The following is a 22,733-nucleotide window of genomic DNA, read 5'->3' on the forward strand; positions in this document are numbered from 1 at the left end:
TCGGCGACCGAAACAAGGTCGTTCAATGACAGCGCCGGTGGGACGCGCCTGATGACGAGGTGTTCAAGCACCTCGGGTGACAGATAGGCGAGCCGCATTATTCGGCTCACGAACCGGTCGGAGACCTTCTCGGCCGCGGCGATATCCTGAATGGTGGAAGCGGCACCGGATTCCAGCTGCCGCCGCCAGCTCCAAGCGCGAGCGATGGCGCGCAGCACATGAGGATCTTGTAACCGGCCGTCCCGGACCGTCACCTCGTCGGGCGGCAGGATCATCGGCCGCCCGTTGCGTTTGCGGATCGTCAGGGGGATGACGACCCGGATGGTGTTCGTCGAGTCGGTCATGCACAGGCCTCCGTCTGGCGGGGGGCCATCATGTCCCGCAGGACCGAGCCCAGACCCTCATGGCGCAGATCGACGGCGATGCCGTCTTTGCCGACGGTCACCCGCTCGACTAGAAGCTGGACGATGCGGGTTTGCTCCGCCGGATACAGCGCCGCCCAGAGCTGGTCGAACTCGCCGAGCGCCTGGACAACCGCCTTCTGATCGATGGTCGGGCTCTCGTCGCGCAGGGCCTTGATCGTCCGCGCCGCGATCTCGGGCGCGCGGATCATGCGGCGGATTTCGCCGACCACGGCGTCCTCGACCATGCCTGCGGGCAAGCGCAGCGGGCCCGAGGCGTCGCCGGTCGGGCGGTTTCGGATCAGGTCCATGGACGCGTAGTAGCGGTAGAGGCGCGTGCCTTTCTTCGTCGCCGTCGGCGTCATCGCCGTGCCCGTCTCGGTGAAGATGATCCCCTTCAGCAGGGCTGGCGTCTGGCGGCGGGTATTCTTCGCCCGCAGGCGCGGGCTTTCTGCCAAGATGCTGTGAACCTTGTCCCACAGGACCTGATCGATGATGGCTTCGTGCTCGCCGGGATAGGCCTTGCCCTTGTGCACGGCTTCGCCGAGATAGACCCGGTTGTTGATCAGTTTGTAGAGGAAGCCCTTGTCGATCGGCTTGCCGCGCTTGTTCAGAACGCCCTCGGCCGCGAGCGCTTTCGCCAGCGTCGTGGCGGAGCCGATGGCGACGAAGCGCTCGAAGATCATCCGGACCGTCGCGGCTTCCGCTTCGTTGACGACCAGCTTGCGGTCGCGCACGTCGTAGCCCAGCGGGACGTGACCGCCCATCCACATGCCGCGCTTGCGGGATGCCGCGACCTTGTCGCGGATGCGCTCGCCGATCACCTCCCGCTCGAACTGTGCGAAGCTGAGGAGGATGTTCAGCGTCAGCCGGCCCATCGAGGTCGTGGTGTTGAACGACTGCGTGACCGACACGAAGGTCACCCGATTGCGGTCGAAGATCTCGACCAGCTTGGCGAAATCCATCAGCGAGCGCGACAGCCGGTCGATCTTGTAGACCAAGATCACATCGATCAGACCGGCCTCGACGTCCTGAATGAGGCGCTTCAAGCCGGGGCGCTCCAGCGTGCCACCGGAGAAGCCGCCGTCATCGTAGCGTTCGCGAATGGTGGCCCAGCCTTCGGCCTTCTGGCTCGTCACGAAGGCCTCGCAAGCCTCGCGCTGGGCGTCGAGGCTGTTGAACTCTTGTGTAAGCCCTTCCTCGGAGGATTTGCGGGTATAGATGGCGCAGCGCTGGCGGCGCGGAACGACCGCGACGGCTTCCTGACGGTTCATCTCGGCCCTCCGCTCACGCTCCGGGCGTTCGTCGCTGCCATCGACCCCCCGGATCGATGGCTGGCCTTCGGCCACCGCTCCTCACCCCTCCGCGCCTCGCGGAGGCCGAAGAAGCGGTAGCCGTTCCACTGCGTGCCGGTGATCGCCCGCGCTACCGCCGACAGCGACTTGAACTTGCGCCCCTGCCAGTCGAAGCCGTCCTTCATCACCGTGACCGTGTGCTCCACCCCGTCCCATTCGCGCACGAGGCGGGTGCCGACCATCGGGTTGCGGGGGTCGGCGATGATCGTCTTGCGCCCGACCCGGCCCTCGATTTCGTCCGCCAGCAGGTCCAGCGTACGCCGCGTCTCGCGGGACAGGCCGCCGAGGGTCAGTTCCTGGACCCGGTAGCTGAGCCTCAGCTCGAGGTAACTGCGGCTGTTGTTCGGAGCGGGCGTGCCGAAAAGGCTTTCCCACTTCGCCTTCAGCTCGACCACCGTCATTCGCTTCAGCTCGGCAAGCTGCGTGACCACGCTCGCGTCCGCCGCATCGCGGTTGCCCGGTTGCCATGGTGCGGCGTCAGTCTTTCTCTTTGTCCCTGGCATCATTGCCCTCCAACTCGGTTGCGCGGGTATCGACGACCAACACGGCGTTTGAGGGCGAGAATGTCGAATGAACTGTCTTGCCCGCGTGCAGATAAAGAACTGGACTGTTCCGGCAGGATACGCCTCAGCCCCGCGGCAAGAATGCACGCGAGTTCATCGAGGCGTTCGTCCGCCGATAGACGGGCGGGCAACAGAGGGTTCGGACCGGATCGGGCGTCTTGCATGAGACCGTTCGCAACAGAAGATGATTGGCGAAACGGTAGTCGCAAAACGAAGATATGCAATAAGATTCAATGGCTTATCGCGCCACAGCGGAATCATTAGAAGTCAGGCGTATGCACATGTCTGCCCGTAGATGATCAACCGAGTGGTTCAGTGCCGTGGCTGAGGATGCTCAGATAGTCGCTGTAGACGAACATCCGGCCGCGCTGCTTTCCTGTTATCTCGCGTACGATTCCGAGCTTTTCCAAGTGCTGTATCGACTTGGCGATCGTCGGGGCTGAAATTCCTAGCTTCTGCGCGGCGTCGGGGATCCCGACAATCGGCTTCTGCTGGAGAAGCTGGTGGACACGCAGCGCTGACGCGGCTGGGCGGCCTAGGCTCTCGATCCGCTGCCGGTCAGCTTCGAACAAGCTCAAGATCTCGCGCGCAGCTTCGGCAGCCTGCAGTGACGTTTCGGTGATGCCATCCAGAAAGAACTCGAGCCAGGTTTCCCAATCGCCGCGCTCTCGCACGCCCTGAAGTAGATCGTAGTACTGCCGACGATGCGTTTTGAAATAGAGGCTGAGGTAAAGGATCGGCTCCTTGAGGATGCCCTGGGTGCAGAGAAGAAAAGTTATCAGGAGCCGCCCCAATCGCCCATTGCCATCGAGGAATGGGTGAATGGTTTCAAACTGGACGTGGACCAGTCCCGCTTTGATGAGGGACGGGATCTCGACCGTCTCGGCATGGATGAACGCCTCAAGATCGGACATCAGGTCCAAGACGTTTTCGGGGGGCGGCGGCACGAAGAGCGCATTTCCGGGGCGGGTCCCTCCGATCCAGTTCTGGGATCGCCGGAACTCGCCGGGCTGCTTGGTGCTGCCCCGGCCCTTCGACAACAGGATATCGTGGATTTCACGAATGAGCCGGAGCGAGATCGGAAAGCCCTCTCGGATCCGTGCGAGACCATGGTTCATCGCGGCGACGTAGTTCGACACCTCCTGCACGTCGTCGAGCGGCACGCCGGGCGCCTCCTCGCTCTCGAAGAGCAGGAGATCGGAGAGCGACGATTGTGTGCCCTCGATCTGCGACGAGAGTAGAGCCTCTTTTCGCACATACATATAGAGGAACAGCGGTGTGTCGGGCAGGATCGAGGTAACCCCATCGAGCCGCCCAAGTGCGCGGTTCGCGCTCTCGAGTCGCCGGAAGAGCCCATCCATTCGCACGGCAGGTGCCGGCGGCAAGCGCGGGGGCACAAACGCTTCCGCCCTCTCTCCGGCCGTCGAGATGGTCACCTTGTGCCCAAGCCGCGAGGGCTCCTGTTCTGCAGCCATGGTTGAGAAAGGATCCTTTCCTTGGCATTGTCGGAAAGAAAGGATATCATGAAATCCTTTCTTTGTCTTGATCCTAACGAAAGGTTCTGTATGGTGTCGAGGATTCATGGGGCCCACGCCCGGCCTAGGGCGCAACAGCCTGGCGGCCTATAGGCAAACGCTATGGGTCATCAGCGCCTCGGAAAATTGCCCGCGCACCGCCTGCTACCTGAGATCGTCAGGTACCTGGTGGCTGGCGGCACGCCTACCGAGGATCTGGTTGACCAAGTCACCGAGGTTGGCCGCGACGCGCTGAAGCGTGCCCTGAAAGATGCTGTATTCATTGAAGCTCTTTGGCTTCTTATCAGGACGCCCCAGGCGGCCGCTTCGAAAGACTTCCCGGCCAACCTCAATGATCTGGGCATGGCAGATATGGCGCCAGCTTCCCTATCAGATGTCCTCGTCAACTATGATCGCGCTATTGAGAAGGTCCAGCGGCGATTGCACGCCGGAGCGACAGACCTTGGCGAGATAGCGCGCCGTGCCGGCATCTCGGCTTTGGGCGAAGCAGTTCGAGGCGCGTTGCCGACCCTATGGGCTCCAACAGCAACCGATGTGCAGGCGTCGGTCGCAGCTCTCAAGGGAACGGAGCAATTTGCGGCTCTTGCTCATCGTTTTTATGCAAACTTCGTCGAACGCGTGATCCACTACTATGTGGATCGAAACATCCACAACATGGTGGGTTCCGGCAGGGTCGCGCGATCTGTTCACGATCTCCGTGCATTCAATGATTCCATCCGACGCCACTGTGACGAGTCGGCCCTCATCATGCGCGCTTTCGCCAAAGATTGGTTGGGCAAGAACCACTACAGAGATGGCAAACAGATATCGCGAGACGACGTTCGTCGATTCTCCGCCCATGCAGCTGAGAAAATGCGGATCGAACTCGAGATCAGAAAGGGGGCACCGTGAAACGGTACTTGATCGAATGCGGTGCTTCTCAACCCTCGGCGGCAGACGCGATCGGTATGGATGTCCAAGGGGCAGCCAAGAACGTCAATCTGCGCATCGACTATATCAGCCGGACGATGCTTGGAAACGTCCCAGACTTGTTGATCGACCTGCTCGAAGTGGCAGCTTACGTCTACTGCGCAGATCAGCGGCTTGTTCGGGGCTCTGACAAACTGACGAACTTCGGCGAGAGTTGGCGGCGCAGCCTTCGCTTCTCTATCCCCGTGCGCCAGTTAGAAGCATGGCAGGATCCTGACGTACAGGAAATTTTGGCTGACACTCTCGGCTTCTTGTCGGACGACAGCTACGAGTTTGATTTTCGAATAGCCGAGGCTCCAGTCCAGCCACGGGAGCTGTACTTTCCAGAACTCCTTGATGCGTCAGCGGAGCATGACGAGGTCGCCTTGTTCTCCGGGGGCGTGGATTCGTTCGCAGGGGCGGTCAACGACATTGTTACCCTCGGGAAATCGGTCACACTTGTCGGGCATTACTCTTCCACCAAGGTCCGCGCGGTCCAGGAGAACCTGATTCAAGGTCTGAGGCAGCGGGGTTTAGATCGACGGGTTTCCTACATTCCGGTTTGGGTCAGTAATGAAAATGAGCGGGCTCGGGAATTCACACAGCGAACGCGGTCCTTCCTTTTTGCCTGCCTTGGGCTCGTGGTCGCGAGGATGTCCGGAAAGGACAAGTTCAGCTTCTATGAGAACGGCGTCGTCAGCATCAATCCACCATTGGCGGGCGATGTCGTCGGCGGCCGTGCTACGCGCACCACGCACCCGAAGGTGCTGCGCGGATTGGAGGCATTGTTCTCACTGCTCTTGGACCGCCAGATCGAGATAAAAACACCGCTGCAGTGGCTGACCAAGAAGGAGGTGACTCAGAAAATCAAGGAAGCGGGCATGGCCGACATGCTCGGCGAGACTGTCAGTTGCACCCGTCCACGAAAATGGACCGAAAAGCAGAAACATTGTGGCGTCTGTTCGCAGTGCATAGACCGGCGCTTCGCCGTGCTCGCTGCAGGCATGGGAGACCACGAGCCGGCCGAGAACTACATGCGTGACCTTCTCCTCGCCGATCGCAGTGCCGATGACGATCTGCGCATGGCCCTGAGCTACGTCTCGTTCTTCCAAAGGGTTGCCGCAACCCCCAAGGAGCGGTTTCTCGTGGATTTCCCTGAGGTGGTATCGGCGCTTGACCGTTTCCCCGGCCTGTCCACCCAAGACGCGGGCGACCACGTCTACGACCTCTTTCAGCGTCATGCGAAATCGGTCGAGGAGGTCATCACCACAGCGGTTTCCGAGCATATAGGTCCGTTGTACCGGAGCGAGTTGCCGTCCGGCTCGTTGCTGGCAACCTGTTTCAGCCGGGGCCACATCGAAGCGCCGCCGCCTTCCGATTACGACGTACAGGCCAAGGCATTCATGGATCGCCTTGGCGCCCCTGTCCTCGAATTCGCTTTCGACCAGGACGCCAAGCGCGTTCTGTTTCAGGGAAGTCATTACCTTGAAGGTGCGAATTTCCGCGTGGTCGAAGCGCTGATCGAGAACTTTCGGGAAGCCAAGAGGCAAAGAGCAGACGTCCCCTTCTTACCCGCCACCGACTTGGCGGACCGACTTGGCGTCAGCGACCAGTCGATGCGTCAGCAACTTGGGCGATTGCGAAAGGCCATCGAACCGCTGACCGTGACGCTCGGCATCCCACTGGACCAAGATTCGTTTGTCCAAACGAAGGAGCGCGCTGGCTATCGCCTGAACCCCGAGTGGCGGGAAGTCTCGGTCGGGGACATCCGGGTCGATACCGCGGTCACATCACAAGCTTGAGCCGATTACGTCACGGCCCGATCTACCCGACGTCACAACTCGCCCGCTGAAAGCCCCGGATTCCGGGGCTTTTTCGTGCGCCGACGTCACAAGAAAGACGAGGTCTGATTATATATCGGCGCCCGTAACACGTTGAAAATGCCCGTATATCCAGGCGATCCAAAGCGACTGGATGAAGTGGAAGGCACATCAACGGAGTTACACCCATGTCACTCAGGCATTTGAACCAGATCGAGCTCGCCGCTCGCTGGAACATCAGCCACCGAACGCTTGAGCGGTGGCGCTGGACGGGCGAAGGCCCGCGCTTCGTCAAGCTCGGCGGTCGCGTCGTGTATCGCCTCGAAGACATCGAGGAGTACGAGCGCGAGCAGATCCGCGCGAGCACCGCCGACCACCCCAGCAAGCCAGCGGCGTGAGGGGGCGGTGATGACGATCTCCAACCGCATCTCTCTCGATGAGCTCCGGGGCATGGCCGTCGGCGACATCGCCGCTCTGCCTGGCGAGCAACTCGCCCTCCTGCAGGACGAGGCCGCCGACGCCCTGCGCCGCGCCAAGACGATCTGCGACTGGCTCGATGGGGCCATCGCGCTCAAGTACGGCGATCGTGCCCACGCAGCGCGCCAGACTGCCGGCAAGGACACCGGCACGGTCCGCTTCGATGACGGCGCGGTCACCGTGATCGCCGAGCTTCCCAAGCGGGTCGTTTGGAACCAGGCGATGCTCGCCGGTCTGGTTGAGCGGATCCGGGCCGACGGCGCCGATCCCGCCGAGTACGTCGACATCGCGTTCAACGTGCCCGAGCGCAAGTACACGGCCTGGCCCAAGGACATCCGGCAGGAGTTTGAGCCTGCGCGGACCGTCCGCACCGGCAAGCCCAAGTTCCGGCTGCTGCTCGGCGAGGAGGCGCGCTGATGGCCATCTCGCTCGCATCCCTGCAAACCTCGTCGGTTCTGCGCCCGCCGCGCGTGCTGATCCACGGCGTCGCCGGCATCGGCAAGTCCACCTTCGCCGCCTTCGCCGACGCGCCGGTGTTCGTCCTCACGGAGGACGGTCTCGGCAAGCTGCAGGTGCCGCATTTTCCGCTGGCGACGAGCTATGCCGAGGTCGCCGAGGCGCTCGACGCACTGCTCGACGAGGACCACCCCTATTCCACGGTGGTCGTCGACAGCGTGGACTGGCTGGAGCCGCTGATCTGGGCCGAGGCCTGCCGGCGCAACGGCTGGCAGTCGATCGAAAGCCCCGGCTTCGGCAAGGGCTACGCCGAGGCGCTGACCATCTGGCGCGAGTATATCGACCGGCTGAACGCGCTCCGCGACCGCAAGGGCATGGCGGTCATCCAGATCGCCCACACCGACGTCAGGCGCTTCGACAGCCCCGAGCACGAGCCCTACGACCGCTACGTGATCAAGCTGCAGGCCCGCGCGTCCGCGCTGCTGCAGGAGCACTCGGACGTGGTGCTCTTTGCGAACTACCGGATCTCGGTGGCGAAGTCCGACGTCGGCTTCAACAAGAAGGTGACCCGGGCGCTCGGATCGGGTGCGCGCGTGATGCACACCGAGGAGCGCCCCGCCTTCCTCGCCAAGAACCGCTACGGCCTGCCGGAAACCCTCCCCCTCGAGTGGTCGGCCTTCGTCGCCGCCATGGAGGGCGGTTCCGCCGAGGCTTCCCCACCCGCTCCGGCCGCGCCGGCCACCGAATGATCCATACAGACAAGGAACAGAACCATGGCACGTTTTGACACCGCCTTTGGCGCCACCGGCGTCGAGCCCACCACCACCTACGAGATCCTGCCCGCGGGCAAGTACTGCGCCCAGATCGTCGAGAGCGAGATGCGCGTCACCAGGAACGGAATGGGCCAGTATCTCTGGCTGATGCTCGACATCCTCGAGGGCCCGCACAAGGGGCGCAAGATCTTCGACCAACTGAACCTGGTGAACGCCAACCCGACCACGGTCGAGATTGCACAGCGGACGCTCTCGGCGATCTGTCACGCCACCGGCAAGCTGCAGGTCAGCGACAGCGAGGAGCTGCACCTGATCCCGATGACGATCCAGGTCGGCGTGAAGCCCCCGAAGGACGGCTACGGCGAGCGCAACACGATCCGTTACCTGGTGCCGGAGGCCCCGGCGAAGGCGACCCCGCCCAAGCCCGCCGCGGCCCAGCCGGCCAGCGCGCCCGCCCGCTCGGCCACCGCGCCTTGGCGCGCCAAGAGCTGACGCCCTTGGCCGCCGCGGGCTGACACTCGCGGCGGCCCGGACATCGCCAGACCCGAGAGACCGACCATGACCAATACCACCGACGTGGCCTGCGCGGCCGCGAACGCCCCCAGCTTGCCCGACGACACCCGGCGCCTGATCGAGATCGAGGACGCCATCGCGAAAATCCGCACGCAGATCGCGACCGCCGATCTGACGCGGCAGCGGACGGCCAGGCCGATCGACCCCGACTGGTTTCACCGCGCGCGCACGGCGCTGCGCCATCTCAAGCGCGAGCGCGCCGAGATCCTCGCCCGCCAGGGCGGCCGCCGTCGGCGCGAGCGGATGAAGGATGCGATCATCGCCGTCCTGCGCGAGCGTCATGACCGCGCCACCTGGACCGCGGTGCTGGACGAGGCGCGCGCGCGGCTCGAGCGGGAGGAGGCGTGCTGATGGCCGAGTTCCCCGAACCCCCGACGCCGACCCTTTCTGCCATCTACGCCTCCTACGAGGCCCGGCAGGGCGACGGCTTCCGCGACCACCTCGGCGCCTCGCTGATCGGCAAGTCCTGTGCCCGCGCGCTCTGGTACGACTTCCGCTGGGCGACGCCCGCGCGGCACACCGGACGCATCCTGCGGCTCTTCGAGACCGGCCAGCTGGAGGAGGCCCGGCTCGTGCGCGATCTGCGCGCCACGGGCGCCACCGTGCTGGAGGTCGATCCCGAGACCGGGCGGCAGTTCCGCGTCGAGGCCCATGGCGGGCACTTCGGCGGCTCGCTCGATGCGGTCGCCGTCGGTCTGCTCGAGGCGCCGAAGACCTGGCACGTCGTCGAGTTCAAGACGCATTCCGCAAAGAGCTTCGCCGAGCTCATCGCCAAGGGCGTCGCGCTCGCCAAGCCCCAGCACGCCGCGCAGATGCAGGTCTACATGCACCTGACGGGCATCACGCGGGCGCTCTACGTCGCGGTCTGCAAGGACACCGATGCGCTGCACATCGAGCGCGTCCCGGCCGACCCCGAGATGGGCGAACGCCTGCTCGAGAAGGCTGGGCGGATCATCTTCGCCCAGCATCCTCCCGAGCGGATCAGCGCGGATCCCGCCTGGTTCGAGTGCCGGTTCTGCGACCACCACGGGCTCTGCCACGGCGAGGAGGCCGCGGCCGTCACCTGCCGGTCCTGCCTGCATTCGACGCCCATCGAAGGCGGCTGGCACTGCGCGCGCCATGACCGGCTGCTCGACCCGGCCGACCAGCGCCGCGCGTGCCCTCGGCACCTGTTCATCCCCGATCTGGTCCCCGGCGAGGTGACCGACGCAGGCGAGGACTTCGTCTCCTACCGCATGCGCGACGGCTCGGCCTGGACCAACGACGCCCGCGAAGAGGAGGCCGCCGCATGCTGACCCTGCGCCCCTACCAGCAGGCTGCCATCACCTCGATCTACGGCTATTTCGAGAAGGAGAGCGGCAACCCGCTCGTCGTGATCCCCACGGCAGGTGGCAAGAGCCTCGTCATGGCCGCCTTCATCGACGGCGTGCTCAAGGCCTGGCCCGACCAGCGCGTGCTGGTCGTCACCCATGTGCGCGAGCTGATCGCGCAGAACCATGCCGAGATGCTGGGGCTCTGGCCCGAGGCGCCGGCGGGCATCTACTCGGCCGGCCTCGGCCACCGCGATGCGCGGGCCCGGATCCTCTTCGCCGGCATCCAGTCCATCCACGACAAGGCGACGTGCATCGGCCATGCCGATCTCGTGCTGATCGACGAGGCCCATCTGATCCCCGGCCGGTCGAACACCATGTATCGCCGCTTCCTCAATGACCTGCAGGCGATCAACCCCGCGCTCAAGGTGATCGGTCTGACGGCGACGCCCTACAGGCTTGACAGCGGCATGCTGCACGAGGGCGAGAGCGCGCTCTTTACGGACATCGCCTACGAGGTGTCGGTCCGCGACCTGATCGACCAGGGTTATCTCGTCCCGCTCATCTCGAAGCAGACCGAGACCCGGCTCGACGTGACCGGCGTGGGATCGCGCGGCGGCGAGTTCATCGCGCGCGATCTCGAGGACGCGGTCGACCAGGATGCCATCACGCGCGCGGCCGTGGCCGAGGTGATCGCCCATGGCGAGACGCGCCGGTCCTGGCTCGCCTTCTGCTCGGGCGTGCGCCACGCCACCCATGTCGCCGAGGAGTTCCGCCGCCGCGGGGTCAGCTGCGCCACCATCTTCGGCAAGACGCCGAAAGACGAGCGCGACGCAATCATCGCCGCTTTCAAGCGCGGCGAGATCAAGGCGCTGGCCTCGATGGGCGTGCTGACGACGGGCTTCAACGCGCCGGCCGTGGATCTGATCGCCATGCTGCGGCCCACCAAGTCGGCCGGGCTCTACGTGCAGATGGCCGGTCGGGGCACGCGGCTCGCCGCGGGCAAGGAGAACTGCCTCGTTCTCGATTTCGCGGGGAACGTCCGCCGGCATGGCCCCATCGACCTGGTGCGGCCGAAACGACCGGGCGGTCCGGGCGACGGGCCGCCGCCCACGAAGATCTGTCCCGAATGCGGGACCATCGTGGCCATCGCGGCGCTGGAATGTCCCGGCTGCGGCTTCGAGTTCCCCGGCCGCGAGGTGAAGCTCGAGCCGACCGCCTCGACGCTGGAGGTGCTGTCGAGGGCCAAGCCGCAATGGGTCGGCGTCACCGACGTGACCTACAGCCGCCACGAGAAGCGCGGCGGGCGGGTGTCGCTCAAGGTCACCTACCGCTGCGGTCTCGCCTTCCACACGGAATGGGTCTGCTTCGAGCACGAGGGCTATCCGCGCCGGAAGGCCGCGAGCTGGTGGCGCGAGCGGGCGCCCGATCTGGATGTGCCCCAGTCCGTCGACGAAGCGCTCATCCTCGCGGACGAGCTGCGTCGCCCCACCGAGATCGCCGTCCGCCCTGCGGGCCGCTTCACCGAAATCACTGCCTACAGGTTCGCCCCATGCCTCACAGCCGTTCCGGGCTCTGCGCCGTCTGCCATCGAGAACCCCGCGGCTGGGGCTGGTTCGACCCGCGCTTTGCCGTCTCCGACCCGCGGCGCGACACGAGTCGCCGAGACCTCTGCAGCCGGGCTTGCCAGGACATCTGCCACCGGAGGTCGGGCATGATCGATCCTACCCCCAATGAGACCGCAGCCATGGTCGAGGGTGGCAAGGCCGGAGGCGCCTATCTCGACAGCCTCGGCCGGACCGATCTCGCCCAGCTGAGTGAGGAGGAGTGGGACACCTTCGTTCAAGTGATCGTCACCGGCTACTGCGACCACCTGCGCGATCTGGCGGCCAAGGACCGCGCGCGGCTCGATGGCATGATACCGCAGGTGCCCTTCTGATGGCGGACACCTCCTGGATGGCGCGCGTGGGCGCGCGTCTCGTGACCAACGGCTACGCGATCCTGCCGATCGCGCCCGGCACCAAGAAGCCGGGGCTCTTCGCCCGCGGCGCGTGGCGCGACTATCCGCGCTGGAACAGGCATGCGAGCCGCGCCACGACCGAGTTCGAGGTTGCAACCTGGTCGACCTGGCCCGGCTGCGGCGTCGGGATCGTCGGCGGCGCCGTCGCCGCGCTCGACATCGACATCGCCGAGGATGGCGAGCTGGCGTTGCAAATCGAGCGGCTTGCCCGCGAACGGCTGGGCGACACGCCGGCGCTCAGGATCGGCAAGCCGCCGAAACGGCTCCTGGTCTATCGCACGTGCGAGCCCTTCGCCGGGATCCGGCGCGCGCCTCTGGAAATGCTCTGCCTCGGGCAGCAGTTCGTGGCCTATGCCCAGCATCCCGACACCGGCCAGCCCTATGCGTGGCCGGACGAGGGGCTTGCGGATCTCGACATCGAGAGCCTGCCGGCTATCGACGCTACACAGGCGGCAGCGTTTCTCGACGAGGCGCTGGCGCTGATCCCGCCCGAGCTGCGCCCGAAGAGCCTCGGTGCGAAGGGCGCGAACGTGGCAGCGCACCCGTGTCTGCCGGGCCACGCACAGGCCGGCACGCTGGCTGCGGTCCGGAGCGCGCTCGCCTGGCTGCCGAACGCCGAGCTCGACTACGACAGCTGGATGCGCATCGGCATGGCGCTGAAGGGCGCGCTGGGCGAGGAGGGCGCGCCGCTCTTCGCCGAATGGTCGGCGCAGGCGGCCAAGAACGATCCGGCCGCTACGGCCAAGGCTTGGGCGAGCTTCCGGCCCGCGCGGATCGGCGCCGGCACGATCTATCACCTCGCCATGGAGAAGGGCTGGCGTCCCGATCCCGACCTGCTGCTCGACGGCAGTCAGAAGGCGTGTGCGGCCGACGAGCATCCCGCGGCCGGCCTCCTCGCGCGGCTCGCACGGCCCGAAACCTCGGCGCCGATCCTCCCGCCTGCGCCGTCGTTCACCCTCACGATCCCAGGCGGGCTCGTGGGCGATCTCGCGCGCTACATGATCGACACGGCGCGCAGACCGCAGCCACTTCTGGCGGTGGGCGCGAGCCTCTGCGCCCTCGGCGCGCTGATGGGGCGGCGCTACCGCACCGAGTCAGACCTGCGCACCAACCTCTACATCGTCGGCATCGCGGACAGCGGGTCGGGCAAGAACCACGCGCGCGAGGTCGTCAACGAGCTGTTCTTCGCGGCGGGGCTGGCGCACCACCTCGGCGGCAACAAGATCGCCTCGGGCGCGGGGCTCCTGACCGCGCTCCACCGTCAGCCGGCCATCCTGTTCCAGCTCGACGAATTCGGGATGTTCCTCGCGGCGGCGGCCGACCGCAAGCGCAGCCCGCGCCATGTGACCGAGATTCTCGACAACATGACCGAGCTCTACAGCGCAGCGAGCGGCGTGTTCCTCGGCGCGGAATACGCCAACCGGGACGGCTCGAACGAGCGGCGCGACATCGTCCAGCCCTGCCTGTGCGTCTATGGCACCACCACGCCGCTGCATTTCTGGGGGGCGCTGCAGGGCGCAAACGTGGTGGACGGCTCGCTCGCCCGGTTCATCATCCTGCCGAGCGAGGAGGACTATCCGGACGAGAACCGCCGAGCCGGGCTTCGCAAGTCGCCGCAGCCGTTGATCGAGGGGCTACAGCGACTCGCCGAGGGCGGTGGCCGGACCAGCGGCAACCTGGCGGGCCTAACCTCCGGCCCCGAGACCGCGGTCGACCCGATGACCGTGCCGATGGCAGACGAAGCTCAGGCGCGTTTCGATGCGCTCGGGGAGGAGATCACCGCCGAACTCAGGGCGGCGGCCGGCACGTTCCAGACGCCCATCATCGCCCGGATCGCTGAGAACGCGGCCAAGGTCGCGCTCGTCCTGGCCGTGGGGCGGGATGCGGTTCATCCCGTCATCCGGCTCGAGGATGCCGTCTGGGCGATCGACTTCGTGCGCCACTTCGCCCGGCGCACCATCGACGCCGTCGAGCGCCATGTCGCCGACACGGAGACAGAAGCGCATCTGAAGCGGGTGCGCGAGATCATACGCAAGGCAGGGGCGGCAGGGATGACCAAGTCCGAGCTGACCCGCGCCTCGCAATGGCTCCGGGCGCGCGACCGCGACGACATCCTGCTCACGTTGGTCGAGAGCGGCGACATCGCGACGGTGGAGCAGGAGACCGGGGGACGGAAAGCCATACGCTTCCGGGCACTGCGGTGAGGGGCGGCACGGTGCTTCCTTCAAGCTGCCCTACCCTTCAGCTGAAGGAAGGTGTCACGCAAGCCACTGTCATGAAACGGAAAATCCGACGCGAGGGACTTCTTTCAATATTTCACGCAAAGACCCCCGCGCGCGTGGATGGGAGAGGTGAGACACACATACCCTTTGAAGGAAATGAAATATTGAAAAAAGTAAGATATCTCTTTCTCTCAATGAGTTGCGGCCCGACTTCCTTCAAGCGGAGGGGCTGAAGCCATTGAAGAAAGCATCGGGCGCTTCCGGCATCGACAACGTGACCCTGACCAGACCTCGCGATCCCGGCCCGGGCGCGCGTGCCGCCCTCATCAGGCAGCCGTGCCGCCCCGACCGCCCAATCGAAGAGGAGATCGTCATGGACCGCTCCCCACATATCGCCCCGGCGCCTTTGACGGCTGCCGGCACTTTCGACCGCTGCATTCTCGCGCTCGATCTGGGCACCAGCACGGGCTGGGCGCTGCGCACATCTGACGGGCTGATCACCAGCGGCACGGTCTCGCTGCGTCCGGGACGCTTCGACGGCGGAGGGATGCGATACCTTCGCTTCACGAATTGGCTGACCGAGATCGACCGGCTGTCCGGGCCCATCGCCGCGATCTATTTCGAGGAGGTCCGGCGCCATATCGGCACTGACGCCGCCCACCTCTACGGCGGTTTTCTGGCGACGTTGACCGCTTGGTGCGAGCGTGAGGGCGTCGCCTATCAGGGCGTTCCTGTCGGCACCATCAAACGCTTCGCCACGGGCAAGGGCAACGCCGGCAAGGATGCCGTGCTCGCCGCGATGCGCCAGCGTGGTTTCCAACCCGCCGACGACAACGAGGCCGACGCGATCGCGATCCTGCTCTGGGCGCTTGCGACCCGGGGAGGTGTGCAGTGAGGTGGACGCCGAGCTTGGTCGAGGAGCGGCTGGCAGAAGCGGCCTTCGTGCTCAAGCGCCTGCCCGAACCCCGGCGGCAGGGATATTTCAATCTCTGGCCCGCCATCCGGCGCAGCGCCGAGGAACTGGCCGGAATGGAGCCGAAGCCGATGCGCGTCATCCCGTCACCCGCCGCGATCAGCCGAATGGAGGAGACGCTCAGCTGGACGGTGGGGCTCGATCCGATCGACGGCAAGATCGTCTGGCTGCGCGCCTTCGGCGAGCGCTGGAAGACGATCTGCTGGACCGTCGGGCTGCAGCGCTCCGCCGCTCACGAGCACTGGCTCTATGCGCTCTGCGTCATCGCGTGGCGGTTGAACCGGCGCCATATTCCGAAGCGGCGTTCGAAGCGGTATGTGATCGACATGGTCCGCGCGGCTTGCGTTGATCGGCCTTGATACGGTCACAGCATCTGTGGGCGTGTCGGTCAGTCCGACAGGAGCCGGGCGCAGCGTTCGGCGCGCGCGCTCAGGACGTCGACCATCCTCGCAATCACGGGGTGATCGAGCCCGTCCCCGCGTGCCTGCTCCGCGACCTTGTGAATGGCCCTGGGCAAGGCCAACGCCATATCGTGAGCCGCGATGATGATTTCCTGCTTCGGCAGACGCGCTTCGGCTGCGAACTTCTCCCACTGTCTCGGGCCGATTTCTTCGATGAGATACTTGCCGCCGATTTTTGTGGCGAGCTTCAGCTTTCGCGGGTCGAAGTCATAGATCAGCGTGCTCGCTACGTCATAAAGGGGCGCGAGACGGGCCCGACCTGCGGCGCCGATCAACATGGAAAAGTTTTTCGCATGCGCGTCCGTGCCGCCGATCAGCCAGTTGAACATGCAAGCCCGTGCGAATGTCCAGGCGTCTTCCTGTGGTTCGCCGGAGTAGATTCGAATGACCTCAAGCATCTCGGACACGCCGGGCCCGCCTTCGTTCTGGTACTTCTTCGTCGGCGGCAGGCCGAGCGCTTGGCACAGGTCCTCTTGGTGCAATCGGCGGATGCCGGTTGGGCTGCGCAGGCGGTCATAGCGCTCGATGACGATCGCCACCTCGTCTTCGAAGCGCAGGACCTGCGACCGGGCAGAGGCAAGCCCCAGCGTGCGCGCCAGCGCGAGGCACAGGTGCTCATTCTCGGCGTGACCGTCGAATACGTCGATCGGCGGCTTGAGGATATGCGTCGTGGCCATCCTCCCCAAGGGCACGCCCCAACGCTCGCCGTCGAAGAGAAGCGCGGTCTTCGGCTGGGCGCCGGCCAGGCTGAACTGTCCGGCGTCCTGCGCCACCCGCCAAGCCGATTGGTCCTTACGCAGGAGAGCCAGACGCTCGGCTATATCGCTTGAAGACAGCCACGTTACGGAGCCCTGATCGGCCTCCATGAGCGCAGGCGCGCGATCCGGTGCGACCAATTGAATGGCGCCCGCACAGTCCTCACCGACGACGCTCAAGAGCGCGAAGGGGTTGCGCGGGGAGACATGGAAACGCTGCCCCCAGCGGGCCAAGATGCCCTCGTTGTCAGGAAGGAGTCCCCAAAGCCATGGCTCGATCCGCCCATGCTCATGCTCGGCGACCACGAGCGGCATCGAGAGGGAAAGCGGATAGGCATTGCTGCTCGTCCGCCAGCCTTCGTCGTAGACAAAGGTCAGACGCCCCGCGCGCGAGCGGCGGATTTCGCCCATGACGCGGCCATCTGCGAGGACGACGAGCATGTCGGTCATCGACCGTCCCCCTTCAATGACGAGACCACGGCGTCGATGTCGACCGGGGCGATGTCGTCATGCTTACCGGCCTTGCGGTCGCGACCATCACCGTCGACGGAAAGGGTGAGCCCGAGCGCGGCCAACGTTCGCAGCACCAGGCCGATCTCGGCGCGGGCCTTGCCGCGCTCGACCGCTACGAGCCACTGCCGGCCGACGCCGGCCTTCTCGGCAAGCTCGCTCTGGCTGAGGCCCAGCTTGCGCCGGCGATCCCGGATGATCAGACCGAGGTCCAGGGGAGTGCGGACGTGCATGTCACGGCTACCTTTGTCGTCGAACGGCGACAATGTAGCAGTGTCGTGGAACGGCGACAAGCATAATTGTCTCTGATCGGCGACTTTTCGATATGTCGTCGAACGGCGATATATTCCGATCATGGGAACGCCAGGCGTCGAGCGTGGTCCGCATGGCGATCGCCCTGCGGGCAGGCGAAGTCCTGAGAAGCAAAGAGAAAGATGTCCGGCGGACACTTTTCGCTGAGACGAAAACGGCCGGATCGGTTTAGATTTCGGTCATGCTCGGGCGAGCCGCGCGCGTCGCGGCCTTGGTCCCGCTTCCAGACGAGTTCACGGGTCCTTCCTGGCGGAAATCCTATGCTGGCGGGCGAGGCGCGGCGTAGCGCCAGCGACAGGGCCGATTTTTTGGGAAGCCACCCCCGTCTGAGGGAAGCCACCGGCTGCCGGAGGGCACAGGAAAACCGCGTGATTTCTGCTGGATAGCCGCAAGTCCGGGCGAGCTGCCGGGTGGCTTCTTACTGGATTCCGGAATCCACCCGGAGTCCACAGGCAATCCACCGTGGAGTCCACCGTGGAATCCACCCTCCCGTTCGCCCATTCGAGCACGCTGGCCATCGGCCGCATGCGCATCGAGGCTTCGCCCGCTGAGCCAGCCTGGCCAATCAGCGGCCACCCGCGCGGGTGCGCCCCTCCCGCGTTCCTGACCCTTTATCGTTCCTTTCTGCCCATGACCCTTGCCTTTGCCCCCGACCGCATCGAGACGTGGCCGCTCGAGCGCCTCAGGCCCTATGCCCAGAACGCGAAGCAGCATGGGCCCGATCAGGTGGCGCGGATCGCTGCCAGCATGGCCGCGTTCGGCTGGACCGTGCCGTGCCTGGTTGCCGAGGACGGCGAGTTGATCGCCGGGCACGGGCGGGTGCTCGCCGCGATGGAGCTGGGGCTGACCGAGGCTCCGGTGATCGTGCTGGCGCATCTGACCGAGGCCCAGCGCCGCGCCTACCGCATCGCCGACAACCGGCTGACCGAACTCGGCACCTGGGACGAGGCGCTGCTGGCGGGCGAACTGAGGCACCTGCTGGCCGAGGACTTCGATCTGGGGCTCACCGGCTTTGCCGATGGCGAACTCGACCGGCTGCTGGCGCTCGATCCCGAAGCGGGCGATGAGGATGGCGGCGCTTAGGTTCCGCCGGTGACCATCCCCGAGCCGCCGCGCAACCCGGCCTCGCGCAGGGGCGACCTGTGGATCCTCGGGCACCACCGGTTGCTCTGCGGTGACAGCACCAACCATGAGGACGTCCGCCGCCTGATGAACGGCGAGCGGGCGATCCTGTTCGCCACCGATCCGCCCTATCTGGTCGATTACGACGGCACCAACCATCCCACGCAGAACAAGGACTGGAGCCGGTCCTATGGCGTCACCTGGGACGACAGTGCGCAGGGCGCCGAACTCTACGACGGCTTCATCGCCGCCGCCATTGCCGAGGCGATCGCCGAGGATGCCGCCTGGTATTGCTGGCATGCCTCGCGCCGCCAGGCGATGCTGGAAGCATGCTGGGAGAAGGCCGGCGCCTTCGTTCACCAGCAGATCGTCTGGGTCAAGGACCGCGGGGTGCTCACCCGCTCGCATTACCTGTGGAAGCACGAGCCCTGCTTCATGGGCTGGCGCCGTCCGCACCGCCCGCCCAAGGTGGCCGAGGAGACGCTGCCCTCGACCTGGGAGATGGCCGTGCCCGCCGGTGAGGAGCGGCCCGATCATCCCACGCCCAAGCCGGTGGATGCCTTCGCCATCCCGATGCGCCAGCATGTGGCGCGCGGCGGCCTGTGCTACGAGCCGTTCTGCGGCTCGGGCACGCAGATCATCGCCGGCGAGGAGAACGGCCGGCGCGTTCATGCCATGGAGATCAGCCCGGCCTATGTCGATGTGGCGGTCGAGCGCTGGCAGGCCGCCACGGGCCGCGCCGCCATCCTTGAGGGCGACGGCCGCACCTTCGCGCAGGTGAAGGCCGAGCGGCTGAAGGGCGCGCAGCCGCCTCCCGCGGACGGCACCGAGGCCGAAGCTGGCGAGGCAGTGTCCGAAGCGAGACCCAGGCGCAGGCGGGCGCGGTAGGGCCATGTGGACCGTCCGGGAGATGTGCGAGGCCTGCGGGCTGGGCACGTGGCAGTTGGGCCAGTGGATCACGCGGGGCCATTATCGGCCGTCACAGGCGGTCAGGCCGGGCCAGCGGCGGCTGTTCGACTGGTGCGATCTGGCCTGTCTTGCCGTGATGGCCGAGCTGTGTGCCCTGTCGCTGGAGCCGCATGAGGCAGGGCGTCTGGTCGCCGAGCTGCGCGGCCTGCTGGAGCAGCGCGGTTGTGTGCACCAAGACATGGCGCTGTTCCTCGTCCTGGCACGATGGGATGAGAGCAGCGACTTCGCCGAGACGGTCTGGCTGAGTGATGACGCTGGTCTGCCCGCCATCGTGTGCCGCCGTCCGAAGACCTGCCTGATCGTCGACGTGGCCGGTGCATATCGGGCCGCGCTGGCGCGGATCGGGCAGAGAGAGCGGCCATGAAGCAGTCCCGCGTGATGTCGCTGATGGAGTCGCTGGCCAATGTGGTGGTGGGTTATGGCGTGGCGGTGGTGACGCAGCTTGTGGTCTTCCCGCTGTTCGGCCTGCACACGACGCTTGCTGCCAACCTGATGATGGGCGCGGTGTTCACGCTGGTGAGCGTGGTGCGCTCCTATGGGCTGCGGCGGCTGTTCGAGCATCTGCGCGCGCGCCAGGCGCTGACGGGAGGTGACCAGGTCGGACCATGACGAAGGGCATGAGCGAGCGGCAATATGCGGCCCATGCCGGTATCTCGCGCGGCGCGGTGCAGAAGGCGCGCGCGGCCGGGCGGCTGGTGCTGCATGCCGACGGCTCGATCGATGCCGCCGCGTCTGATGCCAGGCGCAGCCAGTTCACCGATCCTGCCAAATCGCGGCGCGCGGCCAGTTCCTCGAGAGGGACCGAGGGCGCCAGGCCAGTGCCCGAGGCGGCCGTGGCGGCGGTGGGCGAGACCCTGCGCGAACAGGGGCTGGCCAGCACCAGCGGCTCGGGGGGCACGACCTTCCTGCAGGCCCGGACCGCGAACGAGGTGCTGAAAGCACAGGAGCGCCGCCTGCGGTTGCAGAAGCTCAAGGGCGAGCTGGTCGAGCGCGACCGGGCCGCGGCGCTGGTGTTCCGCATGGCGCGCGAAGAGCGCGAGGCGTGGATCACCTGGCCGGCGCGGGTGGCGGCGCTGATGGCGTCGGAGCTTTCGGCCTCATGCAGCGAGGCGGCAGGCCGCGAAGTGATCGTGGAGGTGGCGGCGATGCAGAAGATCCTGGAGGACCATGTCCGCAGCCACCTCGAGGAGCTCGCCGCACCGCGCGCGCCCGACTTCACCTGAGGCTTCGGGCGGGAACGAGGACTTTCCCGGCGCCGGGGCGCTTCGGCGTGCCTGGGCGCGGGGACTGGCGCCCGATGCGCGGCTGAGTGTCTCGCAATGGGCCGACCGCCACCGGGTGCTCTCGGGCCGCGCCTCAGCCGAACCGGGCCGCTACCGCACGGCGCGCACGCCCTACATGCGCGAGATCATGGACCGGCTGAGCCCGCACGATCCGGCGCAGCGGGTGGTGTTCATGAAGGCCGCACAGGTGGGCGCGACCGAGGCCGGCAACAACTGGATCGGCTATGTCATCCACCAGGCGCCGGGGCCGATGCTGGCGGTCCAGCCCACGGTGGAACTGGCCAAGCGCAACTCGCGGCAGCGGATCGAGCCGCTGATCGCCGAGAGTCCGCCCTTGCGGGAGCGGGTCAGACCCGCCCGATCCCGCGATGCCGGCAACACCATGCTGTCGAAGGAGTTCGCCGGCGGCATCCTGATCATGACCGGGGCCAACTCGGCCGTCGGCCTGCGCTCGACCCCGGCGCGCTATATCTTCCTCGACGAGGTCGATGCCTATCCCGCCTCGGCCGACGAGGAGGGCGACCCGGTGAGCCTCGCCGAGGCGCGCTCGCTGACCTTCGCGCACCGGCGCAAGGTGCTGCTGGTCTCGACGCCGACGATCCGCGGTGTGAGCCGCATCGAGCGCGAGTTCGAGAGCAGCGACCAGCGGCGCTACTTCGTGCCGTGCCCTCATTGCGGGGCGATGCAATGGCTCAAGTTTGAGCGGCTGCGCTGGAGCAAGGGCAAGCCGGAGACGGCAGAGTATCATTGCGAGGCCTGCGAGGCGCCGATCGGTGAGCACCACAAGACGGCGATGCTGGAAGCAGGCGAGTGGCGGGCGACGGCGGAAGCTGCCGATCCGGCCACGGTCGGCTATCACATCTCGGCGCTCTATTCGCCGGTGGGCTGGATGAGCTGGGCGCGCATCGCCCGGGCGCACGAGGCGGCCCAAGGCTCGGACGAGGCCATGCGCGCCTTCGTCAACACGGTGCTGGGCGAGAGCTGGGTCGAGACCGGCGACGCGCCCGACTGGCAGCGGCTCTACGATCGGCGCGAGCCGTGGACGCCGGGCACGGTGCCGGCGGGCGGGCTGTTCATCACCGCCGGGGCCGACGTGCAGAAGGACCGCATCGAGGTCGATGTCTGGGCCTGGGGGCGCGGGCTGGAAAGCTGGCTCGTCGATCACCTGGTGATCGAGGGCGGGCCGGACCGGCAGGATGCCTGGGCGCAGCTCTCTGCCCTGCTCGACCGCAGCTGGCGACACGCAGGTGGTGCACACTTGCGGATCGCGCGCCTCGCCATCGACACCGGCTACGAGACCCAGGCGGTCCATGCCTGGGCGCGCAGCGTAGGCTTTGCCCAGGTTGCACCGATCAAGGGCGTGGAGGGGTTCAACCGGTCAAGCCCGGTCTCGGGTCCGACCTATGTGGACGTGACCGAGAGCGGCAGAAGGCTGCGCCGCGGCGCGCGGCTGTGGACCGTGGCGGTCTCGACCTTCAAGACCGAGACCTACCGCTTCCTGCGCCTTGCGAGGCCGACGGATGAAGAGATTGCCGCGGGTGCAGCGTTCCCGCCCGGCACGATACATCTGCCGCAATGGATCGAGAGCGAGTGGCTGCGCCAGCTCACCGCCGAACAGCTGGTAACGGTGCGCAACCGCAGAGGATTTGCGCGGCTTGAGTGGCAGAAAATGCGCGAGCGCAACGAGGCGCTCGACTGCCGGGTCTATGCCAGAGCGGCGGCCTGGATCGCGGGCGCTGATCGCTGGGGCGAGGACAAGTGGCGCGATCTCGAGGCGCAGCTTCAGGTGGCGCCCGGCGCAAGCGATCCTGCCGGGCAGATCCATCGGCCGGGACGGGCGCCTGAAGGCAAGCGCCGCTCCGACTGGCTCGGGCGAAGAGAAGGGTGGTTGTGAG

Annotated in this window: 25 protein-coding genes; 19 read left to right on the plus strand and 6 right to left on the minus strand. The window is 66.3% G+C overall.

What is annotated here, in order from left to right; genetic code table 11:
• The 4 genes from BZF61_RS14740 to BZF61_RS14755 form a co-directional block, all read right to left on the minus strand.
• Window positions 1-344: hypothetical protein (locus tag BZF61_RS14740; RefSeq protein ID WP_143737094.1), on the minus strand; the 344-nt coding region annotated here is incomplete at its 3' end.
• Window positions 341-1,675, minus strand: a complete 1,335-nt coding sequence (locus tag BZF61_RS14745; RefSeq protein WP_086620108.1) for a recombinase family protein — start codon at window positions 1,673-1,675, stop codon at window positions 341-343. The genes BZF61_RS14740 and BZF61_RS14745, both read right to left, overlap by 4 nt.
• Window positions 1,672-2,259 (minus strand): DUF2924 domain-containing protein, encoded by a 588-nt coding sequence (locus BZF61_RS14750; RefSeq protein ID WP_245804667.1) that lies wholly within the window; start codon window positions 2,257-2,259, stop codon window positions 1,672-1,674. The genes BZF61_RS14745 and BZF61_RS14750 overlap by 4 nt, the downstream gene beginning before the upstream one ends.
• Window positions 2,260-2,618: 359 nt before the next feature.
• A complete protein-coding gene (locus tag BZF61_RS14755; RefSeq protein ID WP_086620109.1) occupies window positions 2,619-3,794 on the minus strand; it encodes a Fic family protein in 1,176 nt (391 codons plus the stop codon).
• Between the two features lie 162 nt (window positions 3,795-3,956).
• Between BZF61_RS14755 and BZF61_RS14760 the strand changes: the two genes are divergently transcribed.
• From BZF61_RS14760 to BZF61_RS14820, 13 genes are all read left to right on the plus strand, one after another.
• Complete coding sequence (locus tag BZF61_RS14760) at window positions 3,957-4,745, plus strand: hypothetical protein (RefSeq protein WP_086620110.1); 789 nt, start codon at window positions 3,957-3,959, stop codon at window positions 4,743-4,745.
• A gap of 8 nt (window positions 4,746-4,753) precedes the next feature.
• The gene (locus BZF61_RS14765; RefSeq protein ID WP_143737097.1) at window positions 4,754-6,604 is read left to right on the plus strand and encodes a 7-cyano-7-deazaguanine synthase; all 1,851 of its coding nucleotides are present in this window, start codon (window positions 4,754-4,756) and stop codon (window positions 6,602-6,604) included.
• A gap of 206 nt (window positions 6,605-6,810) precedes the next feature.
• Window positions 6,811-7,020 (plus strand): helix-turn-helix transcriptional regulator, encoded by a 210-nt coding sequence (locus tag BZF61_RS14770; protein ID WP_086620112.1) that lies wholly within the window; start codon window positions 6,811-6,813, stop codon window positions 7,018-7,020.
• A gap of 10 nt (window positions 7,021-7,030) precedes the next feature.
• Window positions 7,031-7,516 (plus strand): hypothetical protein, encoded by a 486-nt coding sequence (locus BZF61_RS14775; protein WP_086620113.1) that lies wholly within the window; start codon window positions 7,031-7,033, stop codon window positions 7,514-7,516.
• Window positions 7,516-8,304, plus strand: a complete 789-nt coding sequence (locus tag BZF61_RS14780) for an ATP-binding protein (protein ID WP_086620114.1) — start codon at window positions 7,516-7,518, stop codon at window positions 8,302-8,304. Before BZF61_RS14775 ends, BZF61_RS14780 begins: the two co-directional genes overlap by 1 nt.
• Before the next feature lie 24 nt (window positions 8,305-8,328).
• Complete coding sequence (locus BZF61_RS14785; protein WP_086620115.1) at window positions 8,329-8,820, plus strand: DUF669 domain-containing protein; 492 nt, start codon at window positions 8,329-8,331, stop codon at window positions 8,818-8,820.
• 66 nt (window positions 8,821-8,886) lie between these two features.
• Entirely contained in the window at window positions 8,887-9,252 is a 366-nt protein-coding gene (locus BZF61_RS14790; RefSeq protein WP_211276799.1) for a hypothetical protein, read from the plus strand.
• Window positions 9,252-10,196 carry a PD-(D/E)XK nuclease family protein gene (locus BZF61_RS14795; protein WP_086620116.1) on the plus strand — a complete coding sequence of 315 codons (945 nt, stop codon included), beginning with the start codon at window positions 9,252-9,254 and terminating at the stop codon, window positions 10,194-10,196. Before BZF61_RS14790 ends, BZF61_RS14795 begins: the two co-directional genes overlap by 1 nt.
• Window positions 10,190-11,929 (plus strand): DEAD/DEAH box helicase, encoded by a 1,740-nt coding sequence (locus tag BZF61_RS14800; RefSeq protein WP_086620117.1) that lies wholly within the window; start codon window positions 10,190-10,192, stop codon window positions 11,927-11,929. The genes BZF61_RS14795 and BZF61_RS14800 overlap by 7 nt, the downstream gene beginning before the upstream one ends.
• Complete coding sequence (locus tag BZF61_RS14805; protein ID WP_086620118.1) at window positions 11,926-12,150, plus strand: DUF6511 domain-containing protein; 225 nt, start codon at window positions 11,926-11,928, stop codon at window positions 12,148-12,150. Before BZF61_RS14800 ends, BZF61_RS14805 begins: the two co-directional genes overlap by 4 nt.
• Entirely contained in the window at window positions 12,150-14,435 is a 2,286-nt protein-coding gene (locus BZF61_RS14810; protein ID WP_086620119.1) for a PriCT-2 domain-containing protein, read from the plus strand. The genes BZF61_RS14805 and BZF61_RS14810 overlap by 1 nt, the downstream gene beginning before the upstream one ends.
• A 217-nt stretch (window positions 14,436-14,652) precedes the next feature.
• Window positions 14,653-15,348: a crossover junction endodeoxyribonuclease RuvC gene (locus BZF61_RS14815; protein WP_245804668.1), complete on the plus strand. Its 696-nt coding sequence runs from the start codon at window positions 14,653-14,655 to the stop codon at window positions 15,346-15,348.
• A 14-nt stretch (window positions 15,349-15,362) separates the two neighbouring features.
• Window positions 15,363-15,785: a DUF6362 family protein gene (locus BZF61_RS14820; protein WP_211276800.1), complete on the plus strand. Its 423-nt coding sequence runs from the start codon at window positions 15,363-15,365 to the stop codon at window positions 15,783-15,785.
• Between the two features lie 29 nt (window positions 15,786-15,814).
• Here BZF61_RS14820 and BZF61_RS14825 read toward each other — a convergent pair whose 3' ends face one another.
• Window positions 15,815-17,092: a type II toxin-antitoxin system HipA family toxin gene (locus tag BZF61_RS14825; RefSeq protein ID WP_086620121.1), complete on the minus strand. Its 1,278-nt coding sequence runs from the start codon at window positions 17,090-17,092 to the stop codon at window positions 15,815-15,817.
• Window positions 17,089-17,508 (minus strand): helix-turn-helix transcriptional regulator, encoded by a 420-nt coding sequence (locus tag BZF61_RS14830; protein ID WP_245804669.1) that lies wholly within the window; start codon window positions 17,506-17,508, stop codon window positions 17,089-17,091. The genes BZF61_RS14825 and BZF61_RS14830 overlap by 4 nt, the downstream gene beginning before the upstream one ends.
• Before the next feature lie 430 nt (window positions 17,509-17,938).
• Between BZF61_RS14830 and BZF61_RS15930 the strand changes: the two genes are divergently transcribed.
• The 6 genes from BZF61_RS15930 to BZF61_RS14855 are packed head-to-tail and all read left to right on the plus strand — an operon-like array spanning window position 17,939 to window position 22,732.
• Window positions 17,939-18,547, plus strand: a complete 609-nt coding sequence (locus BZF61_RS15930; protein ID WP_211276794.1) for a ParB/Srx family N-terminal domain-containing protein — start codon at window positions 17,939-17,941, stop codon at window positions 18,545-18,547.
• 9 nt (window positions 18,548-18,556) lie between these two features.
• Window positions 18,557-19,474 carry a DNA-methyltransferase gene (locus tag BZF61_RS14835; protein WP_211276795.1) on the plus strand — a complete coding sequence of 306 codons (918 nt, stop codon included), beginning with the start codon at window positions 18,557-18,559 and terminating at the stop codon, window positions 19,472-19,474.
• Between the two features lie 4 nt (window positions 19,475-19,478).
• Window positions 19,479-19,919, plus strand: coding sequence for a hypothetical protein (locus BZF61_RS14840; RefSeq protein WP_027443849.1), 441 nt, complete (start codon window positions 19,479-19,481; stop codon window positions 19,917-19,919).
• A complete protein-coding gene (locus BZF61_RS14845; protein ID WP_086620082.1) occupies window positions 19,916-20,164 on the plus strand; it encodes a DUF7220 family protein in 249 nt (82 codons plus the stop codon). Before BZF61_RS14840 ends, BZF61_RS14845 begins: the two co-directional genes overlap by 4 nt.
• Entirely contained in the window at window positions 20,161-20,778 is a 618-nt protein-coding gene (locus BZF61_RS14850; RefSeq protein ID WP_086620083.1) for a hypothetical protein, read from the plus strand. The genes BZF61_RS14845 and BZF61_RS14850 overlap by 4 nt, the downstream gene beginning before the upstream one ends.
• Window positions 20,723-22,732, plus strand: coding sequence for a phage terminase large subunit family protein (locus tag BZF61_RS14855; RefSeq protein ID WP_086620084.1), 2,010 nt, complete (start codon window positions 20,723-20,725; stop codon window positions 22,730-22,732). The genes BZF61_RS14850 and BZF61_RS14855 overlap by 56 nt, the downstream gene beginning before the upstream one ends.
• The last annotated feature ends 1 nt before the right edge of the window (window position 22,733 follow it).

The organism is Erythrobacter tepidarius (assembly GCF_002155695.1).
GTDB lineage: Bacteria > Pseudomonadota > Alphaproteobacteria > Sphingomonadales > Sphingomonadaceae > Erythrobacter > Erythrobacter tepidarius.